The organism is Asanoa sp. NPDC050611 (assembly GCF_040654855.1).
In the GTDB taxonomy this organism is placed as follows: domain Bacteria; phylum Actinomycetota; class Actinomycetes; order Mycobacteriales; family Micromonosporaceae; genus Asanoa.
On the sequence record NZ_JBFAIU010000024.1, the window covers coordinates 1 to 18,723 of the forward strand.

Here is an 18,723-nt window from a genome sequence, read left to right on the forward strand (position 1 = left end):
CGTGGTCGGCGCGGTCGTGGGCGAGCTGTTCGCCTCCGACGCGGGACTGGGTTATCTGATCACCTCGTCCGGCGGCAGCGGCAACACGGCGCTCGCGTTCGCCTGCGTCGCCCTGCTGTCGCTGATGAGCATCGTGCTGTTCTACGCCCTGGTCGGAGTGGAACGCCTGGTGCTGCCTTGGGTGCGTGCGACGACGGCGTGACTCAGCCGGCCAGTCGCCAGCGGCCGCCGCGGGCGACCAGCATCGTCAGCGACTGCCGCATCAGGCCCGAGTGGTTGTCCGGCGTGAGCCGGATCGGCCCGGAGAGACCGTCCATCTGCGACATCTCGAGCTGGTCCCGGATCGCACCGCGGTCGGGCGCGATCGGGTCGGCGTTTGCCCGCACCGCGGCGTCGGTGACGAGCTGCAACGCGTCCGCGGCGAACGAGGCGATCCCGTAGTAGCTGCCCCACCGGGCCGTGTAGTCGCTGAACCACTGCTTGCGGGCGGCTTTCGCCGGCGTCGTGGCGATCACGTCGTCGATCACCATGGTCTGGGTGAACACCATCGTCGTGCCGTCCGGGGTGCGCCCGGCAGCGCCGCCGAGGAACAGGTCGCCGGCCGCGGCGGCGTCGAAGAACAGCTTGCCGCGGTAGTTGTCCTCGGCCGTCGCCGCGGCGGCCAGCCCTGCCTGGCCGGGACCGGTCCACACCAGGATCCCGTCCGGCGCGTCCGCGGCCAGGCCCTCGACCGCGTCCTCGAGGTTGTCCTCGGTCGGCTTGACCTCGGTCTTCGCGGCCAGCTTCAGCCCGACCTTGCGCAGCTCCCGGTCGAGGGCCACCGCGCCTTCCGCGCCGTAGCCGTCGCTCGTGTGCAGCAGCCCGATCCGGCGCAGCCCAGGGGTGCGGCGCAGCTCGGCGGCGAGCGCCGCCGCGTTGTCGTTGGCGTTGGGCCCGACCTTGAACAGGAACCGCCGTTCGGCGACGGGGCTCGCCACGGCGCCGGCCGCGGCCAGCGAGACGGCCGGGATCGCCTTGTCGTTGAGCGTCTTCGCGGCGTTGAGCGCGCACTGGTCGCAGCCGCCCAGGATGATCGCGCTCACCGCCCGGTCCCTGGTGAAGTCCTGGATGTTGCGCAGGCTCTCCGCCGGGTCGGAACGGTTGTCCTTGACCTGCAGGCGGACGGTGCGCCCGCCGGTCAGCCCGGAGCCGTTGAGCTGGTCGACGCGCAGCTCGAGCGCGCGCTGGAAGGCCCGTCCGGCGGCCGCGCCCGAGCCGGACAGCTCGAGGTCGGCGGCCACGACGATCGGGCCCCGCGCGTCGCCGCCCGCCGGGTCGTCCCCACCGCCACAGGCGGTCAGGCTCAGCGCGAGCGCGGTGGCGGCGAGCACGCGGGTCACGAAGCGGGTCACGGGATGCCTCCTCGACGGAGTTCCTCAGTGGAGAGACGACGACCGGCAGCGGTCGGCAAGCGTTGTGAAACCTTGCCAAGCTCTTCAGCTCTGGTCAAGCTGAGGAATTTCCATATCTCGTTGTCTCGAACTATGGGAACCGTGTCCGGGAAATGGACACAACTTTCTGTGATCGCACAGACACGGTCACCGTGAGCAAGCAGCTCAGCGCCCTGTCCGAATGGACAGGTTGAGGCACCGACTGACCGATCCGCACTGACCGACCGTTTGCTCTCCGTCTAACCCTTCCGTACATCGTCAGACTCTGATGAAATCGCCGCCGTGCCGCGTGAGCCGCGGGGGCGCCGTGATGACCGGTGGCGGACCCGCCACGTAACCCACCACGGAGGCGATGGCGTGAGCGCCGGACGGATGACGCTGTCCACCCCCGGCCCGGGCCCGACCGGGCTGGACCGGCGCGGCTTCCCGCGCCTCGCGGACGCGCGCATCCGTTCGAAGCTCGGCCTGCTGCTGCTGGTGCCGTTGGTCGCCGTGATCGCGCTCGCCGCGGTCCGGCTGGTCGACGTCTCCCGGCAGGCCTCCGACGCGACGCTGATCCGCTCCCTGTCCGAGCTGTCGATCGACGTCTCGGCGTTGACGCAGAACCTGCACAAGGAGCGGATGTCAGCCGCCGCGTTCCTGGCCGCGCCGGAGGCCAGGGCAGACCCCTACAACCTGCGCGTACGCAGCACCGACGCGCTCGTGACGACCTACCATGCCCGCCGGGCCAACCTGCCGGACCTGCCCGGCACCGTGGAGAGCCGGCTCGCCGCGATCGACGGCCACCTGGCCGGGCTGTCCGCCATCCGCGAGGAGACGCTCGCCCGCGGCCAGATGTCGGTCGCCGAGGCGGTGCTGCGCTACGGCGTCGTGCTCGACGACCTCGTCGCGTACGGCGAGGCGCTGGGCCAGGTCTCGGGCGAGGGCGACCTCGGCGAGAGCCTGCGGGCCATGGCCGCGTTCGCCCGCGCCAAGGCGGCCACCGCCGAGGAGGAGGCGGTCGTGTTCGACGCGCTCTCCTCGGGCGGCCTGAGCCAGGAGCAGTTCCCCGGGTTCGTCGCGACGCTGACCAGCCAGCAGGAGGCGTTCGTCGCGTTCGCCGGCTCGGCCTCGGCCGCGCAGCAGGCGGCGGTCGACCGGACCGTCACGGGCGACGCCTCGCTGCTCGCCGACCAGATCTCCGCCCAGCTGACCCGTTCGGTCGGCGAGGACGCGCCGTTCCCCGCCGCGGTGGGCAGCCCGGCCATCGGCGCGGTCACCGACCTGATGCGCTACGCCGAGAGCAACCTCGAGCGCGACCTGCTCGGCCAGGCCGACGACGCCCGGGGCGACGCGGTGCGGCAGGCCACGGTCGAGGGCACGCTGGTGCTCACCGTGCTGCTCGTCGCGCTGCTGCTGGCGATCGTGATCGCCCGGTCGCTCAACCGCTCGCTGTTCCGCCTGCGCGACGGCGCGCTCACCGTGGCCAACCACGGCCTGCCCGAGGCGGTCGGCCGGCTGCGCGAGCTGGAAAAGGTCGGCGAGGGCGGCGTCGAGGAGATCGTCGACGGCGTGCGCGACCCGATCAAGCTGACCAACCGCGACGAGGTCGGCGAGGTCGCCGCGGCCTTCAACGTGGTGCATCGGGAAGCGGTGCGGATCGCGGCCGAGCAGGCCGCGCTGCGCACGAGCGTGTCCGCGATGTTCCTGACGCTGGCCCGGCGCAGCCAGACGCTGGTCGACCGGATCATCGGCGAGCTGGACTCGATCGAGCGCGGCGAGGAGGACCCGAAGCGGCTGGCGAAGCTCTTCGTGCTCGACCACCTGGCCACCCGGATGCGCCGCAACGACGAGAACCTGCTCGTGCTCGCCGGCGCCGACACCGCCCCGCCGCGCGGCGAGGACGCGCTGCTGATCGACGCGCTGCGGGCCGCACAGTCCGAAGTGGAGTCCTACAACCGGATCGAGTTCGGCACCGTCGACCCGGACATCTCGGTGAGCGCGCGGGCGGTCAACGACGTCGTGCGGATCCTCTCCGAGCTGCTCGACAACGCCACCCGGTTCTCGCCGCCGCACACCGTGGTGGTGGCCGACGCGCGGCGGATCCGCGACTACGTCGTCGTGCAGATCGAGGACCGCGGCCTCGGGCTCGACGACGACCAGCTCGAGGCGCTCAACCAGCGGCTGAGCGCGCCCTCGCCGGTCGACGTCGCCGCGTTCCGGCTGATGGGCCTCGCGGTGGTCGCCCGGCTGGCGGCCCGCTACCGGATCCTCGTCGAGCTGCGCCGCACGCTCGACCAGGGCACGGTCGCGCTGGTCACGCTGCCCGCCGAGATCGTCGTGGTGCCGAAGCAGGCGGGCCGGCCGCCGACCCTGCTGCCGCGCAAGCGGGTCCCGGTGTCGGCCGAGGTGGCCGCCGGCAACGGCCACGTGCCGGGCGGCAGCGCGTGGGCCAACCGCGCGTCGGCCACCACGGTGGCCGAGCCGCGGGTCGCGCCGGCGCAGTGGGACATCCCGCTGCCGCCCCAACCGGCCTTCGGCGCCGGCTCGCCCGCCGCGGCGCCCGGTTTCCCCGCACCACCACCAGCGCAGTCCAGAGCCGAAGCCGCGCTCCTCGCCGAGCCCAGTCGGGAAGCGACCACCGAGATGCCGATCTTCCGGGAGATGGAGGCCGTCTGGTTCCAGTCGCACGGTCACACCTCGACCCAGATCTTCACCCACCCCACGATCGGCCAGCCACCGGCGACGCCCACACCGCCGCCGGCGACGCCGCCACCACCGCCGGCGGCCGCAGCACCGCCGCCGCCCGCGCCCGTGATCCCGGCGCAGTCCACCATGACCGGCGGGGGTCGGGTGCCGGCCGACCAGCCGGCCGCGGACGACCTGTGGCGCACCGCCGCGGACGAGGGTTGGGACCGGGCGACCCGGGCCGCCTCGCCGACGACCGACGGCACCACCCGCTCCGGCCTGCCCAAGCGGGTGCCGCAGGCCCAGCTCGTGCCCGGCGGCGTCGAGACCCGCAAGCCGGAGGGCGTCAAACGCGCGCCGGAAGAGGTCCGGGGCCTGCTGTCCGCGTACCACCGCGGTGTGCAGCGCGGCCGCACGGCCGGCGCCGAGCTCGACCCACCCCACCCGCGCGAGGAGAGCCGATGAACAGGGCACCGACCATGCAGGACATGGCCTGGCTGCTGACCAACTTCGCCGACAGCGTCGCGGGCATCGCCCACGTCGTGGCGGTGTCCGCCGACGGCCTCCTGCTCGCGTCGTCCCGTGACCTGCCGGCGGACCGGGCCGACCAGCTCGCCGCGATCACCTCCGGCGTGGTGAGCCTGACCACGGGTGCCGCCCGGATGTTCGACGGCGGCAACGTCCTGCAGACGGTGATCGAGATGCATAGCGGATACCTGTTCCTGATGTCCATCAGCGACGGTTCCGCGATGGCCGTGCTGGCCGCCCGCAACAGCGACGTGGGCCAGGTCGGCTACGAGATGGCCCTGCTCGTCGAGCGGGTCGGCAAGGCCCTGTCCCCCGACCGCCGCGAAGCCGCACTAGGCCGCCGGTCGTAGCCGCGCCCAAGATCATGCGAAGAGAAGCCCGGCACCGCAGTGAGGAGGTATCCGCGTATGGAGCCGCCGCAGCCCGGCGACCCCCGGGGCGCGCTCGTGCGCCCCTACGCGGTTACCCGTGGCCGCACCGAACCCTCGCGGCACATCGCGCTCGAGGCCGTGCTCTCGGCCAGCGCCCAGGCGGTGATGGAGGCCAGGTTCGCCGGCCACGACAAGTACCGGATCGCACAGATCTGCCAGTCCGCGCCGCAGTCGTTGGCGGAGATCGCGGCGTACACCCGGCTGCCCCTCGGTGTCGCCCGGGTCATCGTCGCCGACATGGTCGCCGAGGGGCTGCTGACGCTGCACAGCGCCGCACCCGCCCAGCGCTATGAGGAACGGATGGAGATGTTGGAGAGGGTGCTAAGTGGACTACGCAGGCTCTGACCGCGCCAAGGGCATCATCTCGGCGAAGATCGTGATCGCCGGCGGTTTCGGCGTCGGCAAGACCACGATGGTCGGCGCCGTCTCCGAGATCACCCCGCTGACCACCGAGGCGCTGCTGACCCAGGCGGGCGCGGGCATCGACGACCGGTCGAAGGTGCCCGGCAAGGAGACCACGACGGTGGCGATGGACTTCGGCCGGATCACGATGGCCGAAGACCTGATCCTCTACCTCTTCGGCACTCCCGGGCAGACCCGGTTCTGGTTCATGTGGGACGAGTTGGTCCGCGGCGCGGTCGGCGCGGTGGTGCTGGTCGACACCCGGCGGATCACGGACGCGTTCGCGGCGCTCGACTACTTCGAGAAGCACAACCTGCCGTACCTCGTGGCGCTCAACTGTTTCGACGGCGCGCCCGTCTACGAGGTCGACGAGGTGCGGGAGGCGCTGGCCATCCCCGCGAAGGTGCCGCTGCTGATGACCGACGCGCGCCGCCGGGACAAGGTCAAGGAGACCCTGATCGAGGTCGTCGAGCACGCCATGCGCGCGCTGCGCGAGGAGTTCGGGCGCGGCACTCCGACACCGGTCGGCTCGCCGCGCCCGTCCTCCTGATCCTTAGAACCGCAGGTTGGCGAGGTAGTTGTAGCCGACCCGGGCCGTGTCGATCGCCTGAGCCGGCTGGCGCGGCGGGGTGCCGGCGTCGTCCCGCTCGATGATGAACTCGTCGATGCCCGCCTCCTTGCCGTGCTGGAAGATCCGGGCGAAGTTGATCAGACCCTGGCCGGCGTCCTCGAACGAGCCGGCGTCGTTCATGTCCTTCACGTGGAACTGCTTGATCCGGCCGCGGTTCGCCCGGATCACGTCGACCGGGTCGTTGGCGCCGCGGGTCACCCAGAACAGGTCGACCTCGAGGTGCACGAGGTCGGGGTCGGTCTCCTGGGTGATGATGTCGTAGCCGGTGGTGGTGCCACCGTCGAGGCGGAAGAACTCGAAGTGGTGGTTGTGGTAGCCGAAGCGCAGCCCGGCCTTCTTGGCCAGGGCGCCGGCCTTGTTGAGGTCGCGGGCGAACGCCCGGTAGGTCGCCGAGTCACGGATGACACCGTTGGCGCCGACGCCGAAGAACGGGTGGACGATGTAGCGCTGGCGCAGCAGCCGCGCGTCGGCCAGCGCGGCCTGCCAGGCGGCGGCGTCGAACGGCTGCGGTATGCCGACGTGCCCGGAGGTCGCCCGCAGCCCGACGGCGTCGAGGGCGGCCTTGAACTGCGCGGCCGTGCGGCCGACGAAACCGGCGTGCTCGACCCGGGTGTAGCCGATGTCGGCCAGCGCCCGCAGCGTGCCCGGCAGGTCGGCGGCGAGCTGGTCACGCAGGGTGTAGAGCTGCACGCTGATCTGGTCGCGGGGCACCCGGCCGGGCCGGCCACCGCCGCCGTGCGACGCGGCGCTCGCCGGGCCGGCACCGGCGGCCAGGCCGCCCACGGCGCCGACGGCCCCCGCCGCCGCCGCGACGGTCGCGGCCCGCAGCGCGCCGCGCCGGGTCAGGGTGTGCAGTTGCTCTTCCGCCAGCGGCGCGACGTTCTGGTGTGCTTCGTGGTCGTTGACGCACATGGATGAATGCCTCCTGGGCGTTCGGGACGGAAACTCGACCAGCATCGATGCTCGGTCAAGCTACCGCGCTCCGCACGTCGAGAGGAAGATCTATATGAGCGATCTGCCGGTTGGCGAGGCAGTATGGATCTCATGCCGGAAGCAATGACCGAGCCGGGTGCCTACGTCAACCCGACCGGCGAGTTCACCCGTGACCAGCGCTACATCGCCACCCGGATCACCCGGGACGGCCGGGACGGCTACCCCGTCGAGCCCGGCCGGTACCGACTGGTGGTGAGCCGGGCCTGCCCGTGGGCGAGCCGCGCGGTGATCGTCCGCCGGCTGCTCGGGCTCGAGGACGCGATCTCGATGGCGATCGCGGGGCCGACCCACGACAAGCGCAGCTGGACGTTCGACCTGGCGCCGGGCGGGCGCGACCCCGTGCTCGGCTACGAGCGGCTGCAGGAGGCGTTCTTCAAGCGCTTCCCCGGGTACGAGCGGGGCATCACGGTGCCGGCGATCGTCGACGTCACGACCGGCGAGGTAGTGACCAACGACTACCCGTCGATCACGATCGACATGTCGCTGGAGTGGCGCGAGCACCAGCGCCCCGGCGCACCCGACCTCTACCCCGAGGCGCTCCGGCCGGAGATCGACGCCGTCAACGAGGTGGTCTTCAAGGACGTCAACAACGGCGTCTACCGGTGCGGCTTCGCCGGGACGCAGGAGGCGTACGACGCGGCGTTCACCCGGCTGTTCGACCGGCTCGACTGGCTCTCGGACCGCCTGGCGACCCAGCGCTACCTGGTCGGCGACACGATCACCGAGGCCGACGTGCGGCTGTTCACCACGCTGGTCCGGTTCGACCCGGTCTACCACGGGCACTTCAAGTGCAACCGGCAGAAGCTGACGGAGCTGCCGGTGCTCTGGGCGTACGCGCGGGACCTGTTCATGACGCCCGGCTTCGGCGACACCGTGGACTTCGACCACATCAAGCGCCACTACTACGAGGTGCACCGCGACATCAACCCGACCGGGATCGTGCCGCTGGGGCCGGACCTGGCGAACTGGCTCGACCCGCACGGCCGCGAGGCGCTGGGCGGGCGCCCGTTCGGCGACGGCACGCCGCCCGGGCCGGTCCGGCCCGACGAGGTCGTACCCCCGGAGCACACGCCCCTGCGCTGAATATCGGTTGACCTCAAGCCCGCTTGAGGTCGGATCATCGTGCGGTGACCGCCACCGCCACTCCCGCCTCCACCGAGTCCCGCGTCGGACTGTTCAACCGCCGGTACGCGCTGGCCACGGCCGGCTCGACCAGCCTCGTGTTCCTGGCCGCGTTCGAGGCGCTGGCGATCACCACGGTGATGCCGACGATCACCGCCGACCTGGACGGCCGCGCGCTCTACTCGCTCGCGTTCGTGGCGACCACCGCGACCGGCGTCGTCGGCATGGTGGTCTCGGGAGCCTGGGCCGACCGGCGGGGCCCCCGGCTGGCGCTGCTCACCGCGATCGGGGTCTTCGCGCTGGGTCTGGCCGTGGCCGGCACGGCGCCCACGATGTGGGTCTTCGTCGCCGGCCGGCTGCTGCAGGGCCTCGGCGCGGGCGGCATCACGGTTGCGCTCTACGTGCTGGTCGCGGCCGTCTACCCGGCCGCGCTGCATCCACGGATCTTCGGACTGTTCGCGGCCGCGTGGGTGGTCCCGTCGATGGTCGGGCCGTTCGTCGCCGGGCTGGTCGCCGACGCCTGGAGCTGGCACTGGGTCTTCCTCGGCGTGCTGATCCTGGTCGCCGCCGCGACCCTGGTCACCGTGCCCGTGCTGCGCGGGGCGCTGCCCACCGGTGACCCGGGCGCGGCCCGCGACGGGCGGCGGATCGCGGCGGCCGCGGTGGTGGCCGGTGGCGCGGTCACCGCCGGCCTGGCCAGCGACCTGGCCGACGCGCGCGGCTGGCTGCTGGCCGCGGTGGCGGTCACGGCCGTCGTGGTCACGGTCCGCCGGCTGCTGCCGCCCGACACGTTCCGGGCGCGGCCCGGCCTGCCCGCCGCGGTCCTGCTCAGCGCGGCGGCCGGCGGCACGTTCTTCAGCACCGAGGTCTACCTCCCGCTGCTGCTGCACGACCGCTACGGGCTGCCGAGCTGGCTGTCCGGTTTCACACTGACGGTCGGCGCGATCTCCTGGGCGACCGGCTCGCACGTGCAGGGCCGGCTGACCGGCTGGACCGATGCCAAGGTGATGCGGCTGGGCACGCTGTTCCTCGTCGCCGGTGCCGCGGCCGAGCTGCTGACGGCGCTGTTCACCCCGCACTGGGTGTTCGTCGGCGCCGGCTGGCTGTTGGCCGGCGGCGGGATGGGCCTGATCTACCCGCGGGTCAGCACGCTGGTGCTGGCCGCGTCGGTGGCGGGCACGCAGGGGTTCAACACGGCCGCCAAGAACATCGCCGACGTGGTCGGCGGCAGCCTCGCGCTGGCCGTCACGGGCCTGCTCTTCCAGTCGCTGGCCGGCTTCGGCGCGTGGTGGTCGTTCGCGGGCACGCTGACCCTGTCGACCCTGCTCGGCGGCGCGGCGGTGCTGGTCGCGCGCCGGGTCTAGACGGCCTTGGAGCGGTAGGACTCCAGGACGGCCGTCCAGCCGCCGTCCGCGGCGAAGCGGGCGTGGTCGGCGGTCTGGTCCGGGTGCCAGCCCTCGTGCTGCAGCCGCACGTCGGTGACCGCGCCGTCCGGGGTGAAGCTCACGTCGACCAGGGTCGGCTCGGGCGTACGCAGGCCGTGCGTCCAGCGCAGCGCCACCCGCTCGGCCAGCTCCCAGATGCCGACCACGCCCCAGTCCTGCTCGCCACCGTCGCGGGCCCGCTCGTACACGCGTCCACCGACCCTGGGTTCGACGACCACGTCGGCCAGGGCATCTCCGCTGGCCGTGAACGCGGGCGGCCACCACTCGCAGATCTTGGTCGTGAACAGGTCGAATGCCTCGGTCGGGCCGACCGGCACGACGAGCTCGCGGACGATGGGCGGGGGTGTCGGGTACGCCATTTCCCCAGCCTGCCAGTCCGGGGCGTGCGACGCTGGCCAGAGGCCCAGCCCAGCCCAGTGGAGGTACCGATGACCAGAATCGGCGCCAAGGACGAGCTGTTCGGCGCGCAGACGCTGCGCACCATGGGCCACGCTCCCTACGGTGGCGCCGACATCGGCGAGTGCCTGGCGACGCTGGCCCGGGTGCAGGGCACGAGCCTCGACAGCTGGTACGGCGAGTGGACGCTGACCGCCAACCGCATGCAGGCGCTGGCCGAGGCGGAGGAAGCCGCGGGACACATGGAGACGGCCCGGCTGGCGTACTGGCGGGCGTCGAACTACTTCCGCAACGCCGGGACTTTGCTGCTCGGCACCCCGCTCGACCGGCGGGCCGTGGAGGCGAACCTGCGCCAGACGGACGCGTTCCGGCGCGGCGCCGCGCTGATGCCGACGCCGCCGCGGCAGGTGGAGATCCCGTTCGGCGACACCACGCTGCCGGGCTATCTCTTCCGCACCGACGGCGAGGCGCGCGACCGCCCGATCCTGATCTGCATCGGTGGGTACGACAGCACCGCCGAGGAGCTCTATTTCTTCAACGGCGCGGCGGCGCTGGCCCGCGGCTACGACGTGCTGACCTTCGACGGCCCGGGCCAGGGCACGGCGTTGCTGCAGCGCGGCACCGTCATGCGGCCGGACTGGGAGAACGTGCTCGGCCCGGTGGTCGACTTCGTGCTGGACCTGCCGGCCGTCGACGTCAACCGGATCGCGCTGATCGGCCTCAGCCTCGGCGGCTACCTGGCGCCGCGGGCGGCCAGCGGCGAACAGCGGCTGGCGGCCTGCATCGTCGACGGCGGCGAGTACGACCTGTTCGACGCCGTGCTGCAGCGGATGCCGGGTCCGGTAGCGCGGGGTTTCGCCGAGGGGCGCCCGTCGACGACCGCGCTCCTGCGCCGGATGCTGCGCGGGCTCGAGCGGCGGCCGACCGCGGGCTGGTCGCTGCGCCGCGGGCAGCTCGTGCACGGTGCCGCGGACGCGGTCACCTACATCGACATGCTGCGGGACTACACGATGAAGGGCCGGGCCGGGCGGATCACCTGCCCGACGCTGGTCTGCCACGCGGAGGGCGACCCGCTGGGAGCCCAGGCGCCGCAGCTGTACGACGCGCTGACCACCCGCAAGCAGCTGATCACCTTCACGGTGGCCGAGGGCGCCGGCGACCACTGCGAGGCGGGCGCCCGGACGCTGTTCCACGCGCGGGCCCTGGGCTGGCTGGACTCGATCCTGCGCCCGGCCTCGGTGCTGACCGGCTCTGGCTATTAGGGGCCTTCCTCGTGGCCGCGGCGGCCCTTGGTGCGCCGGCGGTCCTTCATCTCCGCCTCGAAGAGGTGGCGGCGGCCCCCGGCGAGCTGGTCGCGGGCTCGCTGTTCGACGGCGCGGAAGGCCGCGTAGTAGCCCTCGTCGTAGTCCTCGACGATCTGGTAGGTCCACCGGCCCTCGATGACGTTGCGGCCGATCAGGTCGTCCCGCACGGCGTCGGCGAGGTCGTCGTGGCCGGCCCGCCGGAGCAGGTCGACGGCCTCGTCGAGCATGAGGTCGGCGTGCCCGGTGAGCTGGTGCATCGAGTAGAGGTGGCCGCGGACCCGCTCGACGGTCTCGAGCGCCTCGCTGAGCTTGCCGAGGGCCGCGACCGTGTCGTCGTCGACGCCGGGTGGGCGGCTGTGCTGGTCGTTCACGATCGCGTTCCTACCCAGTCGGTGCCCAGGCAATGCCGGAGGTGGAGCCGCCCTCGTCCGGGCGACTCCACCTCCGGGTCGATGCTCAGGCCGCGTGCTTGCCGCGGCGGCGGGTGCGGGTCGCGGCGACGACCACGGCGCCGCCGAGGAGCAGCACCAGGCCGCCCGCGACCACCGGGACCGGGTCCGGACCCGGGGTGACCGGCAGCTGCCCGCCGGGCACGGTGAGGTTGTCGACCGCGGCTACGTCGTTGCCGGCGCCGGGCACGCTCTGCCGGGCGACGATCTTGTAGCGGCCGGGCTTCAGGTTCGGTGAGATCGTGCAGGACCACCAGCCCTGCTGGTTGACGGTGGCGTTGCAGGTGCCGGCCACGTTGCCGCCACGGCTCTCGGACTCGTTCCAGTTCCCGTTGTTGCCACCGGGCCGCTGGTCACCGTTGTTGCCGGGCTGCTGGCCGGTGTTGCCCGGCTGCATGCTCCCCGGCTGTTGGCCGCTGTTGCCGGGCTGCTGGCCGTTGTTGCCGGGCCGCTGGTCACCGTTGTTGCCGGGCCGCTGGTCGTTGTTGCCGGGCCGCTGGTCGTTGTTGCCCGGGCGCTCGTCCCCGTTGTTATCGGGACGCTGGTCCCCGTTGTTGCCGGGGCGCTGGTCGCCGTTGTTCCCAGGGCGCTGGTCGTCGTTGTTGCCCGGACGCTGCTGGTGATCGTTGTTCCGCTGGCTGATCGCCTCGACCGCGACCCGGGCACCGGGCGTGCCGAGACCGCGGACGGTCGGCGAGTTCGAGATGGTCGAGCCGCTCTGCGGGCTGGTGATCTGGAAGCGAGCACCGTCCGCGTACGCCGGCGCGCTCAGCGCCAGCCCGATCCCGACCACAGCCGCGCCCAAGCCCACCCTCGTGCGCAGTTTCCCCATTGGTTTCTCCCTTCACAACACTCCCAGGGCCGAATATATGCAGAGAAACTTCGCATAAAAGGCGAATCACGGAACTTGGCGGAATCTGGGCGAGTTGGTCGGCGTGTCGCGCTTAGCTTTCTAAGAGAGAGGTGATCGCGATGGCAATCGACACCCGGCCCCATGCCCTGAGCCGGCGCCGCGCGGCGGACGTCGCCGCGGCGGAGCTGCGCGCGTTCGGCGCCGCGCTCGCCTCCCTTGACGACACCGACTGGGTACGCGCGACCGACTGCAAGGGCTGGACGGTCAAGGACGTCACCGCGCACGTCTGCGGCCAGTACGAGGAGATCGCCAAGCCGACCGTGATGCTGCGGCGGCTGCGTACGGCCAAGAAGCGGTATCCGGAGATGATCGCCCTCGACGCCCGCAACCAGGTGCAGCTCGACGACCTCGGCCGCCTGTCACCGCAGGAGCTCTTCAACCACCTGGCCAAGAACGGCCCGGTCGCGATCCGCCGGATCCGCCTGATGCCGTCGATCTTCCGGCGGATCTCGACGTACCGCTTCTTCCCGGAGCCGCCCCTGGCGGAGCCGAACCTCGGCTACCTGCTCGACGTCGTCATGGCCCGGGACACCTGGATGCACCGGCTGGAGCTGGCCCGGGCGACCAGCCGGGTCTTCGACGTGGACGAGCACGACTTCGAGATCGTCGGCCAGGTCGTCCGCGACCTCGACCGGGGCTGGCGCCGCCCACCGCTGCGCCTGGAGCTGACCGGTCCCGCCGGCGGCGTCTGGGAGATCGGCACCGGGCCGCCGGTGGAGTCGGTCACCGCGGACACGCTCGGCATGATGCTCCACCTGTCGGGCCGCGACGGCGTGGACCTACCACCGGACAGCCCCCTCGACGCCGCCCGCGTGGTCTTCTAGCGCCTGTTTTGCCGATCGACGCGGCCCGCGACGGGCCCAGCCGCCCGGCGGCGTCCCAGAATCACCGGGATACGGCGCCGGTAGCGTCCACGACCCACCACCAGACGTCATCTGGCCCTACCCGACCATCCGCAGTAGACGCTGGATCTGGGTGCGCACGGTCTCGTCGGTGCGGGAGGCCAGGTCGCGGGTCGCCGGGTCGATGCCCGAGGCCGTCTCCATGCGGGCCAGCTCCACCGCGCCGTGCTGGTGGCCGATCAGCATCGTGAGGAACGTCGTGTCGAACTCGGGACCGGTCAGCGCGGACAGCTTGAGCAGCTGGGCATCGTCGAGCAGCGGGAGGCCGCCGTGTGCCTTGTGCGCGCCGGCGTGTGCCGTGGAGACCAGCGGCCGGCCCCAGCTCGTCAACCGCGCCCGGATCGTGTCGGTCTCGGCGGCCTGGGCGGCGGACAGTTCCGTGGCGACCGCCTTGACCGCCGGGTCACCCGCCTGCCGCTCACCCAGCGCCAACAGCTTGGCTGCCGGCTCGTGGTGGGCGAGCATCATCTGCAGGAACATCACGTCGGTGTCGTTGTAGGACGGTGCCGGCGCGGCCGCCGCCTCCCCGCCCTTGCCACAGCCCGCGAGCAGGAGCAACGTCGCGGCCAGGGCGGCAGCGAGCCGTCGTCTCATCGGCAACCCTCCGGAGGCAGGAGCCCGCGCCACCCCGGTGCGGGGCGGCGCGGGCCACGGGAGCGGGTTACGAGCAGGCGCCCTGGTCTCGCCAGACGCCCCATTCGCCGGTGGTGCCGGGCTGCTCGCCCTGCGTCCACCACTGGGCCTGCCAGCGCCGGCCGTTGTAGGAGACGATCGCGCCGCCGTTGTAGACCGCGCTCGCGCTCCACGGGCTGCCACACGTCGGCGGGGGTGGCGGAGGCGGGTTGGTGCCCCCACCGCCGCCGCTGCCGACCTGGAGGTCGACGCAGGCGTAGAACGCCATCGCGGTGTCGGCGACGTTCCAGCGGGCCAGCACGGTCATCCGGCCGGTGCGGCCGCCGAGGCTGACGTTGTGCGACTTGGTCGCGCCGGGTTGGGCGCCGTGGTCGTCGAAGACCGCGATCCGGGAGCCGTTGACGAAGTACTCCCACGTGCTCGTCGCGTGCCGGGCGGTGATCACCCAGTTGAACGTGACGTTCTGCCCGACCGAGGTCGCGGGCCAGTTGCGGCTGTTGTCGTTGAGGACGGCGAACCGGCTGCCACCGCCGTTGCACTGCAGGGAGCCCTTCGGCGCCTCGACGCTCTGCGGCTCGTACACGATGTCGCCGCAGTTGGCGACCCGACCTTGCGCACACATCGCCTGCCGGCTGGGCGGTGAGGAGATGTAGCCGTGCGCCTGTGCCGGCGCGGCCAGGAACATCGAGACCAGCAGGGCGGCGACCGTCAGCACCGGAAGCAGGATGCGTCTACGCATGAAGTCCTCCTCACTTCATAGAGCGATACCGATCCCTTCTGGCCCATAAGATAAGGTAAAGAAACCTAACAGTAAATAGACCTAACGAAATTTCTCGATGCGTACGCGGGCCGCGGTCAACGCCGGGGCTTGTCCTCCGGGTACGAGGCGCCGCCGTCGGACTCCCGTGAGAACGGCTTCGCCCCGCCCTCCGGCGGCCCCGCGATCGACTGTGCGCCGGCCGCCAGCTCCGGGAACTTCGCGTCGAAGGCCGGCCGCTCGGACCGGATCCGCGGCATCCGGTCGAAGTTGCGCAGCGGTGGTGGCGAGGAGGTCGCCCACTCCATCGAGTTGCCGTGCCCCCAGGGGTCGTCGGCCAGCACCACGGGACCGGCCTTGTAGGCCTTCCAGCAGTTGAAGATGAACGGCAGCGTCGAGGCGCCGAGGATGAACGCCCCGATCGTCGAGATCTCGTTCAGCGTGGTGAAGCCGTCCGTCGGCCGATAGTCCGCGTACCGCCGGGGCATGCCCTCGTTGCCCAGCCAGTGCTGCACCAGGAACGTGGTCTGGAAGCCGATGAACGTCAGCCAGAAGTGAATCTTGCCGAGCCGCTCGTCGAGCATCCGGCCGAACATCTTCGGGAACCAGAAGTAGACCCCCGCGTACACGGCGAACACGATCGTCCCGAACAGCACGTAGTGGAAGTGCGCCACCACGAAGTACGAGTCGGACACGTGCCAGTCCACCGGCGGGCTGGCCAGCAGCACGCCCGTCAGCCCGCCGAACAGGAACGTGACGAGGAAGCCGATGGCGAACAGCATCGGTGTCTCGAACGTGAGCTGGCCGCGCCACATGGTGCCGATCCAGTTGAAGAACTTGACCCCGGTCGGCACGGCGATCAGATAGCTCAGGAAGCTGAAGAACGGCAGCAGCACCTGGCCCGTGGCGAACATGTGGTGCGCCCACACGGTCATCGACAGGACGGTGATGGCGATCGTCGCGCCGACCAGGCCCTTGTAGCCGAAGATGGGCTTGCGCGAGAAGACCGGGATGACCTCGGTGATGATGCCGAAGAACGGGATCGCGACGATATAGACCTCGGGATGGCCGAAGAACCAGAAGAGGTGCTGCCACAGCAGCGGGCCGCCCGTCGACGGGTCGTACACCTTGGCGTCGAGTATTCGGTCCGCGCCGAGGGCGAGCAGTGTCGCGGCGAGCAGCGGGAAGACGAAGATGATCATCACGGCGGTCAGCAGGATGTTCCACGTGAAGATGGGCATCCGGAACATCGTCATGCCGGGCGCCCGCAGGGTGACGATCGTGGTGATCATGTTGACCGCGCCCAGGATGGTGCCGAGACCGGAGATGACCAGGCCAACCAGCCACATGTTCGGCCCGACGCCGGGTGAGTTCTCCACGTCGCTCAGTGGCGTGTAGGCGAACCATCCGAAGTCGGCCGCGCCGCTCGGCGTCAGGAAGCTGATCAGCACCAGGGAGCCGCCGAACAGGTACAGCCAGTACGCGAACGCGTTGAGCCGCGGGAACGAGACGTCCGGCGCGCCGATCTGCAGCGGCACGATGAAGTTGGCGAACGCGAACAGCATCGGGGTCGCGAACAGCAGCAGCATGATCGTGCCGTGCATCGTGAACAGCTGGTTGTACTGCTCCGTCGACAGGAACTGCAGGCCGGGCCGGGCCAGCTCCGCGCGCATGAGCATGGCCATGATTCCGCCGGCCACGAAGAAGCCGAAGGCGGTGGTGAGGTACAGGAGCCCGATCTGCTTCGCGTCCGTGGTGCGGATCAGACGGGCGAGCGCGTTGCCCCGCGGTTGATCCCGCACCGGCCATGGACGCGTGACGATCGGCTTTGGAACTACGGACGTCAAAGCGGGCCCCCGGGGTCGTCTGCCAACCAGCCTTGGGCTTAACGACCCTGGCCGGCCGACAGACGCGCCCCGATCGGGTGAGCGGCTAGTTGTCGGCGCTCTCCGGCAGGATGTCGGTGCTGAGGTTCAGGTGGCTGATGTCCGCCATCATCCTGGTGATCCGCGCCAGGTCCCAGGCCGGCACCGGCTGGCCGGGCACCGGCTCGTCGCCACCGACCACGAACGACTCCTCCAGACCACCGGGACTGAACAGGAACAGCATCTTCGCGGTGTGCAGGGCCTTGTTCCGGAAGCGGTGGCGGATGCCAGGCGGCACGAAGACGAAGTCCCCGGCGCGGGCGGTGTACGTCTCGTCGCCGTCGAGGAACTCCAACTCCCCGTCCAGCACGTAGAACGCCTCGCTGTCGGTGTTGTGCACGTGTGCCACCGGGCCGCCACCCGGTGGAACGGAGGCTTCGATGAAGCCGAGCAGGCCATTGGTTTGCTCGGCGGTGACCTTGACCGAGTACATGTCGCCGGCGACCCAGCGCTGGATCCCCTCACCGGCCGGCACGAACACCGCACCGCGCTTGGTGTAGCGCGGGTCGTCGGCCACCGCGTCCTGGAATGGAAGGCTCATTCGCAAACCCCGTCCGTGCGTTCTGACAACTGTCATCTGACAGCTGTCAGAACGGTAGCGCACGTCGGGCGGTCACGGGTAGTCGGGCAGGTCGCTCGACTTGGCCAGGGCGGTCGAGCTGCTCACCAGCAGGCGTCGGACGGCCGCGCGGCGGAACATCGTGTTGCGGAACCAGAGGCCCGGCCGGCTCGCGGGAGCCAGGAACCTGCCCGGGCTGGCGCCCTTCTGCCACCGCCCGGCGTACGACCGCATCCGCTCCTCGTAGGCCGCGAACGCGGCCGTGACGTCGCCGCCGGTCCGCGCCAGCTCCCCCGCCAGCACGTAGGCGCCGACCACGCCCGTGCCGACGCCCATGCCACCCAGGGTCACTCCCCACGCGGCGTCGCCGAGCAGCACGGCCCGCCCTTTGTGCCACGTCGGCACGGACACCCGGCTGATCGCGTCGAAGTAGAGGTCCGGCACGTCGGTGAGCCCGGCCAGCAACCGCGGCACGTGCCAGCCCAGGCCGGCGAAGGCGGTGTCCACGGCGCGCTTCTGCGCGGCCTGGTCCTGCCAGCCGACGCCGAGCGGCCCGGAGGCCCAGACGAACAGCGCGCCGGCGCGGGTCGGGTCGCGGTCGTCGGCGGCCACGCTGGCCATCCGGCCAGGCACGTTGTACTGCTGCGCGGTCGGGATCGCGCCCAAGTCGTTCGGCACGTCCCAACCCGCGATGTGGTAGCCGAGGTGCTTGACGAACCGCTCCTCGGGCCCGATCGCCAGGCGCCGCACCGTCGAGTGCATGCCGTCGGCGCCCACCACGGCGTCGTAGGTGCCGGTGCCCCCGCCGCGGAACGCGACCTCGACCCCGGCGGGGCCGTCGCGCAGCGCGGTGATCGAGTCGCCGAACACGTAGCGGACCCGGTCGGCGGAACGCCGGTGCAGCACGGCGGTCAGGTCGCGGCGGCGGACCTCGACGTCGCCGCCGGCGAACTCGGCCGGAAGCTCGAAGATGGTCCGCCCGGCGGCGTCGACCGTACGCATCGCGCCCGCATGGGTCTGCACCGCCTCGAGCTCGGCGCGCACGCCGAGCCGCTCCAGCACCCGCAGGTGCGTCGGCCCGCGGAAGTCGACGGCGAACCCGCTGGTCCGCAGCCCGGGCGAGATCTCGACCACGGTGGTCTCCGCGCCCGCGTCGGCAAGCCGGCAGGCCAGCGCCGGCCCGGCGATCCCGGCGCCGGAGATCAGGACCCGGAACCCGCTCAGTTCGTTGCTCAT

At 71.6% G+C, this 18,723-nt stretch carries 18 protein-coding genes and 1 pseudogene; 9 read left to right on the plus strand and 10 right to left on the minus strand.

The features are described from left to right. Positions 1-202: pseudogene (locus AB0H87_RS06265) on the plus strand (ABC transporter permease); the annotation flags it as partial. Position 203: 1 nt separating this feature from the next. Here AB0H87_RS06265 and AB0H87_RS06270 read toward each other — a convergent pair. Then, positions 204-1,391 (minus strand): ABC transporter substrate-binding protein, encoded by a 1,188-nt coding sequence (locus AB0H87_RS06270; protein WP_360140514.1) that lies wholly within the window; start codon positions 1,389-1,391, stop codon positions 204-206. Positions 1,392-1,802: 411 nt separating this feature from the next. On the opposite strand from AB0H87_RS06270, the gene AB0H87_RS06275 reads away from it, so the two are divergent. The 4 genes from AB0H87_RS06275 to AB0H87_RS06290 are packed head-to-tail and all read left to right on the plus strand — an operon-like array spanning position 1,803 to position 6,008. Beyond that, positions 1,803-4,562, plus strand: a complete 2,760-nt coding sequence (locus AB0H87_RS06275) for a nitrate- and nitrite sensing domain-containing protein (RefSeq protein WP_360140637.1) — start codon at positions 1,803-1,805, stop codon at positions 4,560-4,562. After that, positions 4,559-4,975, plus strand: coding sequence for a roadblock/LC7 domain-containing protein (locus AB0H87_RS06280; protein WP_360140517.1), 417 nt, complete (start codon positions 4,559-4,561; stop codon positions 4,973-4,975). The genes AB0H87_RS06275 and AB0H87_RS06280 overlap by 4 nt, the downstream gene beginning before the upstream one ends. A 57-nt stretch (positions 4,976-5,032) precedes the next feature. After that, positions 5,033-5,401, plus strand: coding sequence for a DUF742 domain-containing protein (locus tag AB0H87_RS06285; protein WP_360140520.1), 369 nt, complete (start codon positions 5,033-5,035; stop codon positions 5,399-5,401). Continuing rightward, positions 5,382-6,008, plus strand: a complete 627-nt coding sequence (locus AB0H87_RS06290; protein WP_360140523.1) for an ATP/GTP-binding protein — start codon at positions 5,382-5,384, stop codon at positions 6,006-6,008. The genes AB0H87_RS06285 and AB0H87_RS06290 overlap by 20 nt, the downstream gene beginning before the upstream one ends. A 3-nt stretch (positions 6,009-6,011) precedes the next feature. Here AB0H87_RS06290 and AB0H87_RS06295 read toward each other — a convergent pair whose 3' ends face one another. After that, positions 6,012-7,001, minus strand: coding sequence for a sugar phosphate isomerase/epimerase (locus AB0H87_RS06295; protein WP_360140526.1), 990 nt, complete (start codon positions 6,999-7,001; stop codon positions 6,012-6,014). 132 nt (positions 7,002-7,133) lie between these two features. Between AB0H87_RS06295 and AB0H87_RS06300 the strand changes: the two genes are divergently transcribed. Beyond that, the gene (locus AB0H87_RS06300; protein ID WP_360140529.1) at positions 7,134-8,165 is read left to right on the plus strand and encodes a glutathione S-transferase C-terminal domain-containing protein; all 1,032 of its coding nucleotides are present in this window, start codon (positions 7,134-7,136) and stop codon (positions 8,163-8,165) included. A gap of 44 nt (positions 8,166-8,209) precedes the next feature. Next, on the plus strand, positions 8,210-9,568 hold the full coding sequence (locus tag AB0H87_RS06305; protein ID WP_360140532.1) for an MFS transporter: 1,359 nt from the start codon (positions 8,210-8,212) through the stop codon (positions 9,566-9,568). Here the strand turns inward: AB0H87_RS06305 and AB0H87_RS06310 are convergent. Further along, entirely contained in the window at positions 9,565-10,008 is a 444-nt protein-coding gene (locus tag AB0H87_RS06310) for an SRPBCC domain-containing protein (protein WP_360140536.1), read from the minus strand. The two genes, AB0H87_RS06305 and AB0H87_RS06310, sit on opposite strands and share 4 nt — an antisense overlap. Positions 10,009-10,077: 69 nt before the next feature. On the opposite strand from AB0H87_RS06310, the gene AB0H87_RS06315 reads away from it, so the two are divergent. Next, positions 10,078-11,307 (plus strand): alpha/beta fold hydrolase, encoded by a 1,230-nt coding sequence (locus tag AB0H87_RS06315; protein ID WP_360140539.1) that lies wholly within the window; start codon positions 10,078-10,080, stop codon positions 11,305-11,307. Here the strand turns inward: AB0H87_RS06315 and AB0H87_RS06320 are convergent. Both AB0H87_RS06320 and AB0H87_RS06325 read right to left on the minus strand, forming a co-directional pair. Further along, positions 11,304-11,720 carry a hypothetical protein gene (locus tag AB0H87_RS06320; protein ID WP_360140542.1) on the minus strand — a complete coding sequence of 139 codons (417 nt, stop codon included), beginning with the start codon at positions 11,718-11,720 and terminating at the stop codon, positions 11,304-11,306. The two genes, AB0H87_RS06315 and AB0H87_RS06320, sit on opposite strands and share 4 nt — an antisense overlap. Positions 11,721-11,805: 85 nt before the next feature. Continuing rightward, on the minus strand, positions 11,806-12,630 hold the full coding sequence (locus AB0H87_RS06325) for a hypothetical protein (RefSeq protein ID WP_360140545.1): 825 nt from the start codon (positions 12,628-12,630) through the stop codon (positions 11,806-11,808). A 140-nt stretch (positions 12,631-12,770) separates the two neighbouring features. On the opposite strand from AB0H87_RS06325, the gene AB0H87_RS06330 reads away from it, so the two are divergent. Next, complete coding sequence (locus tag AB0H87_RS06330) at positions 12,771-13,535, plus strand: maleylpyruvate isomerase family mycothiol-dependent enzyme (RefSeq protein WP_360140548.1); 765 nt, start codon at positions 12,771-12,773, stop codon at positions 13,533-13,535. Between the two features lie 117 nt (positions 13,536-13,652). Here the strand turns inward: AB0H87_RS06330 and AB0H87_RS06335 are convergent, their stop codons facing one another. The 5 genes from AB0H87_RS06335 to AB0H87_RS06355 all read right to left on the minus strand — a co-directional run bounded on the left by AB0H87_RS06335 (position 13,653) and on the right by AB0H87_RS06355 (position 18,723). Then, positions 13,653-14,207: a DUF305 domain-containing protein gene (locus tag AB0H87_RS06335; protein ID WP_360140551.1), complete on the minus strand. Its 555-nt coding sequence runs from the start codon at positions 14,205-14,207 to the stop codon at positions 13,653-13,655. A 67-nt stretch (positions 14,208-14,274) separates the two neighbouring features. Continuing rightward, positions 14,275-14,985 (minus strand): lytic polysaccharide monooxygenase, encoded by a 711-nt coding sequence (locus tag AB0H87_RS06340; protein ID WP_360140554.1) that lies wholly within the window; start codon positions 14,983-14,985, stop codon positions 14,275-14,277. A 116-nt stretch (positions 14,986-15,101) separates the two neighbouring features. After that, a complete protein-coding gene (ctaD, locus tag AB0H87_RS06345; RefSeq protein ID WP_360140557.1) occupies positions 15,102-16,850 on the minus strand; it encodes a cytochrome c oxidase subunit I in 1,749 nt (582 codons plus the stop codon). An 85-nt stretch (positions 16,851-16,935) separates the two neighbouring features. Further along, complete coding sequence (locus tag AB0H87_RS06350) at positions 16,936-17,469, minus strand: quercetin 2,3-dioxygenase (RefSeq protein WP_360140560.1); 534 nt, start codon at positions 17,467-17,469, stop codon at positions 16,936-16,938. Positions 17,470-17,541: 72 nt separating this feature from the next. Then, a complete protein-coding gene (locus AB0H87_RS06355) occupies positions 17,542-18,723 on the minus strand; it encodes an FAD-dependent monooxygenase (RefSeq protein WP_360140563.1) in 1,182 nt (393 codons plus the stop codon).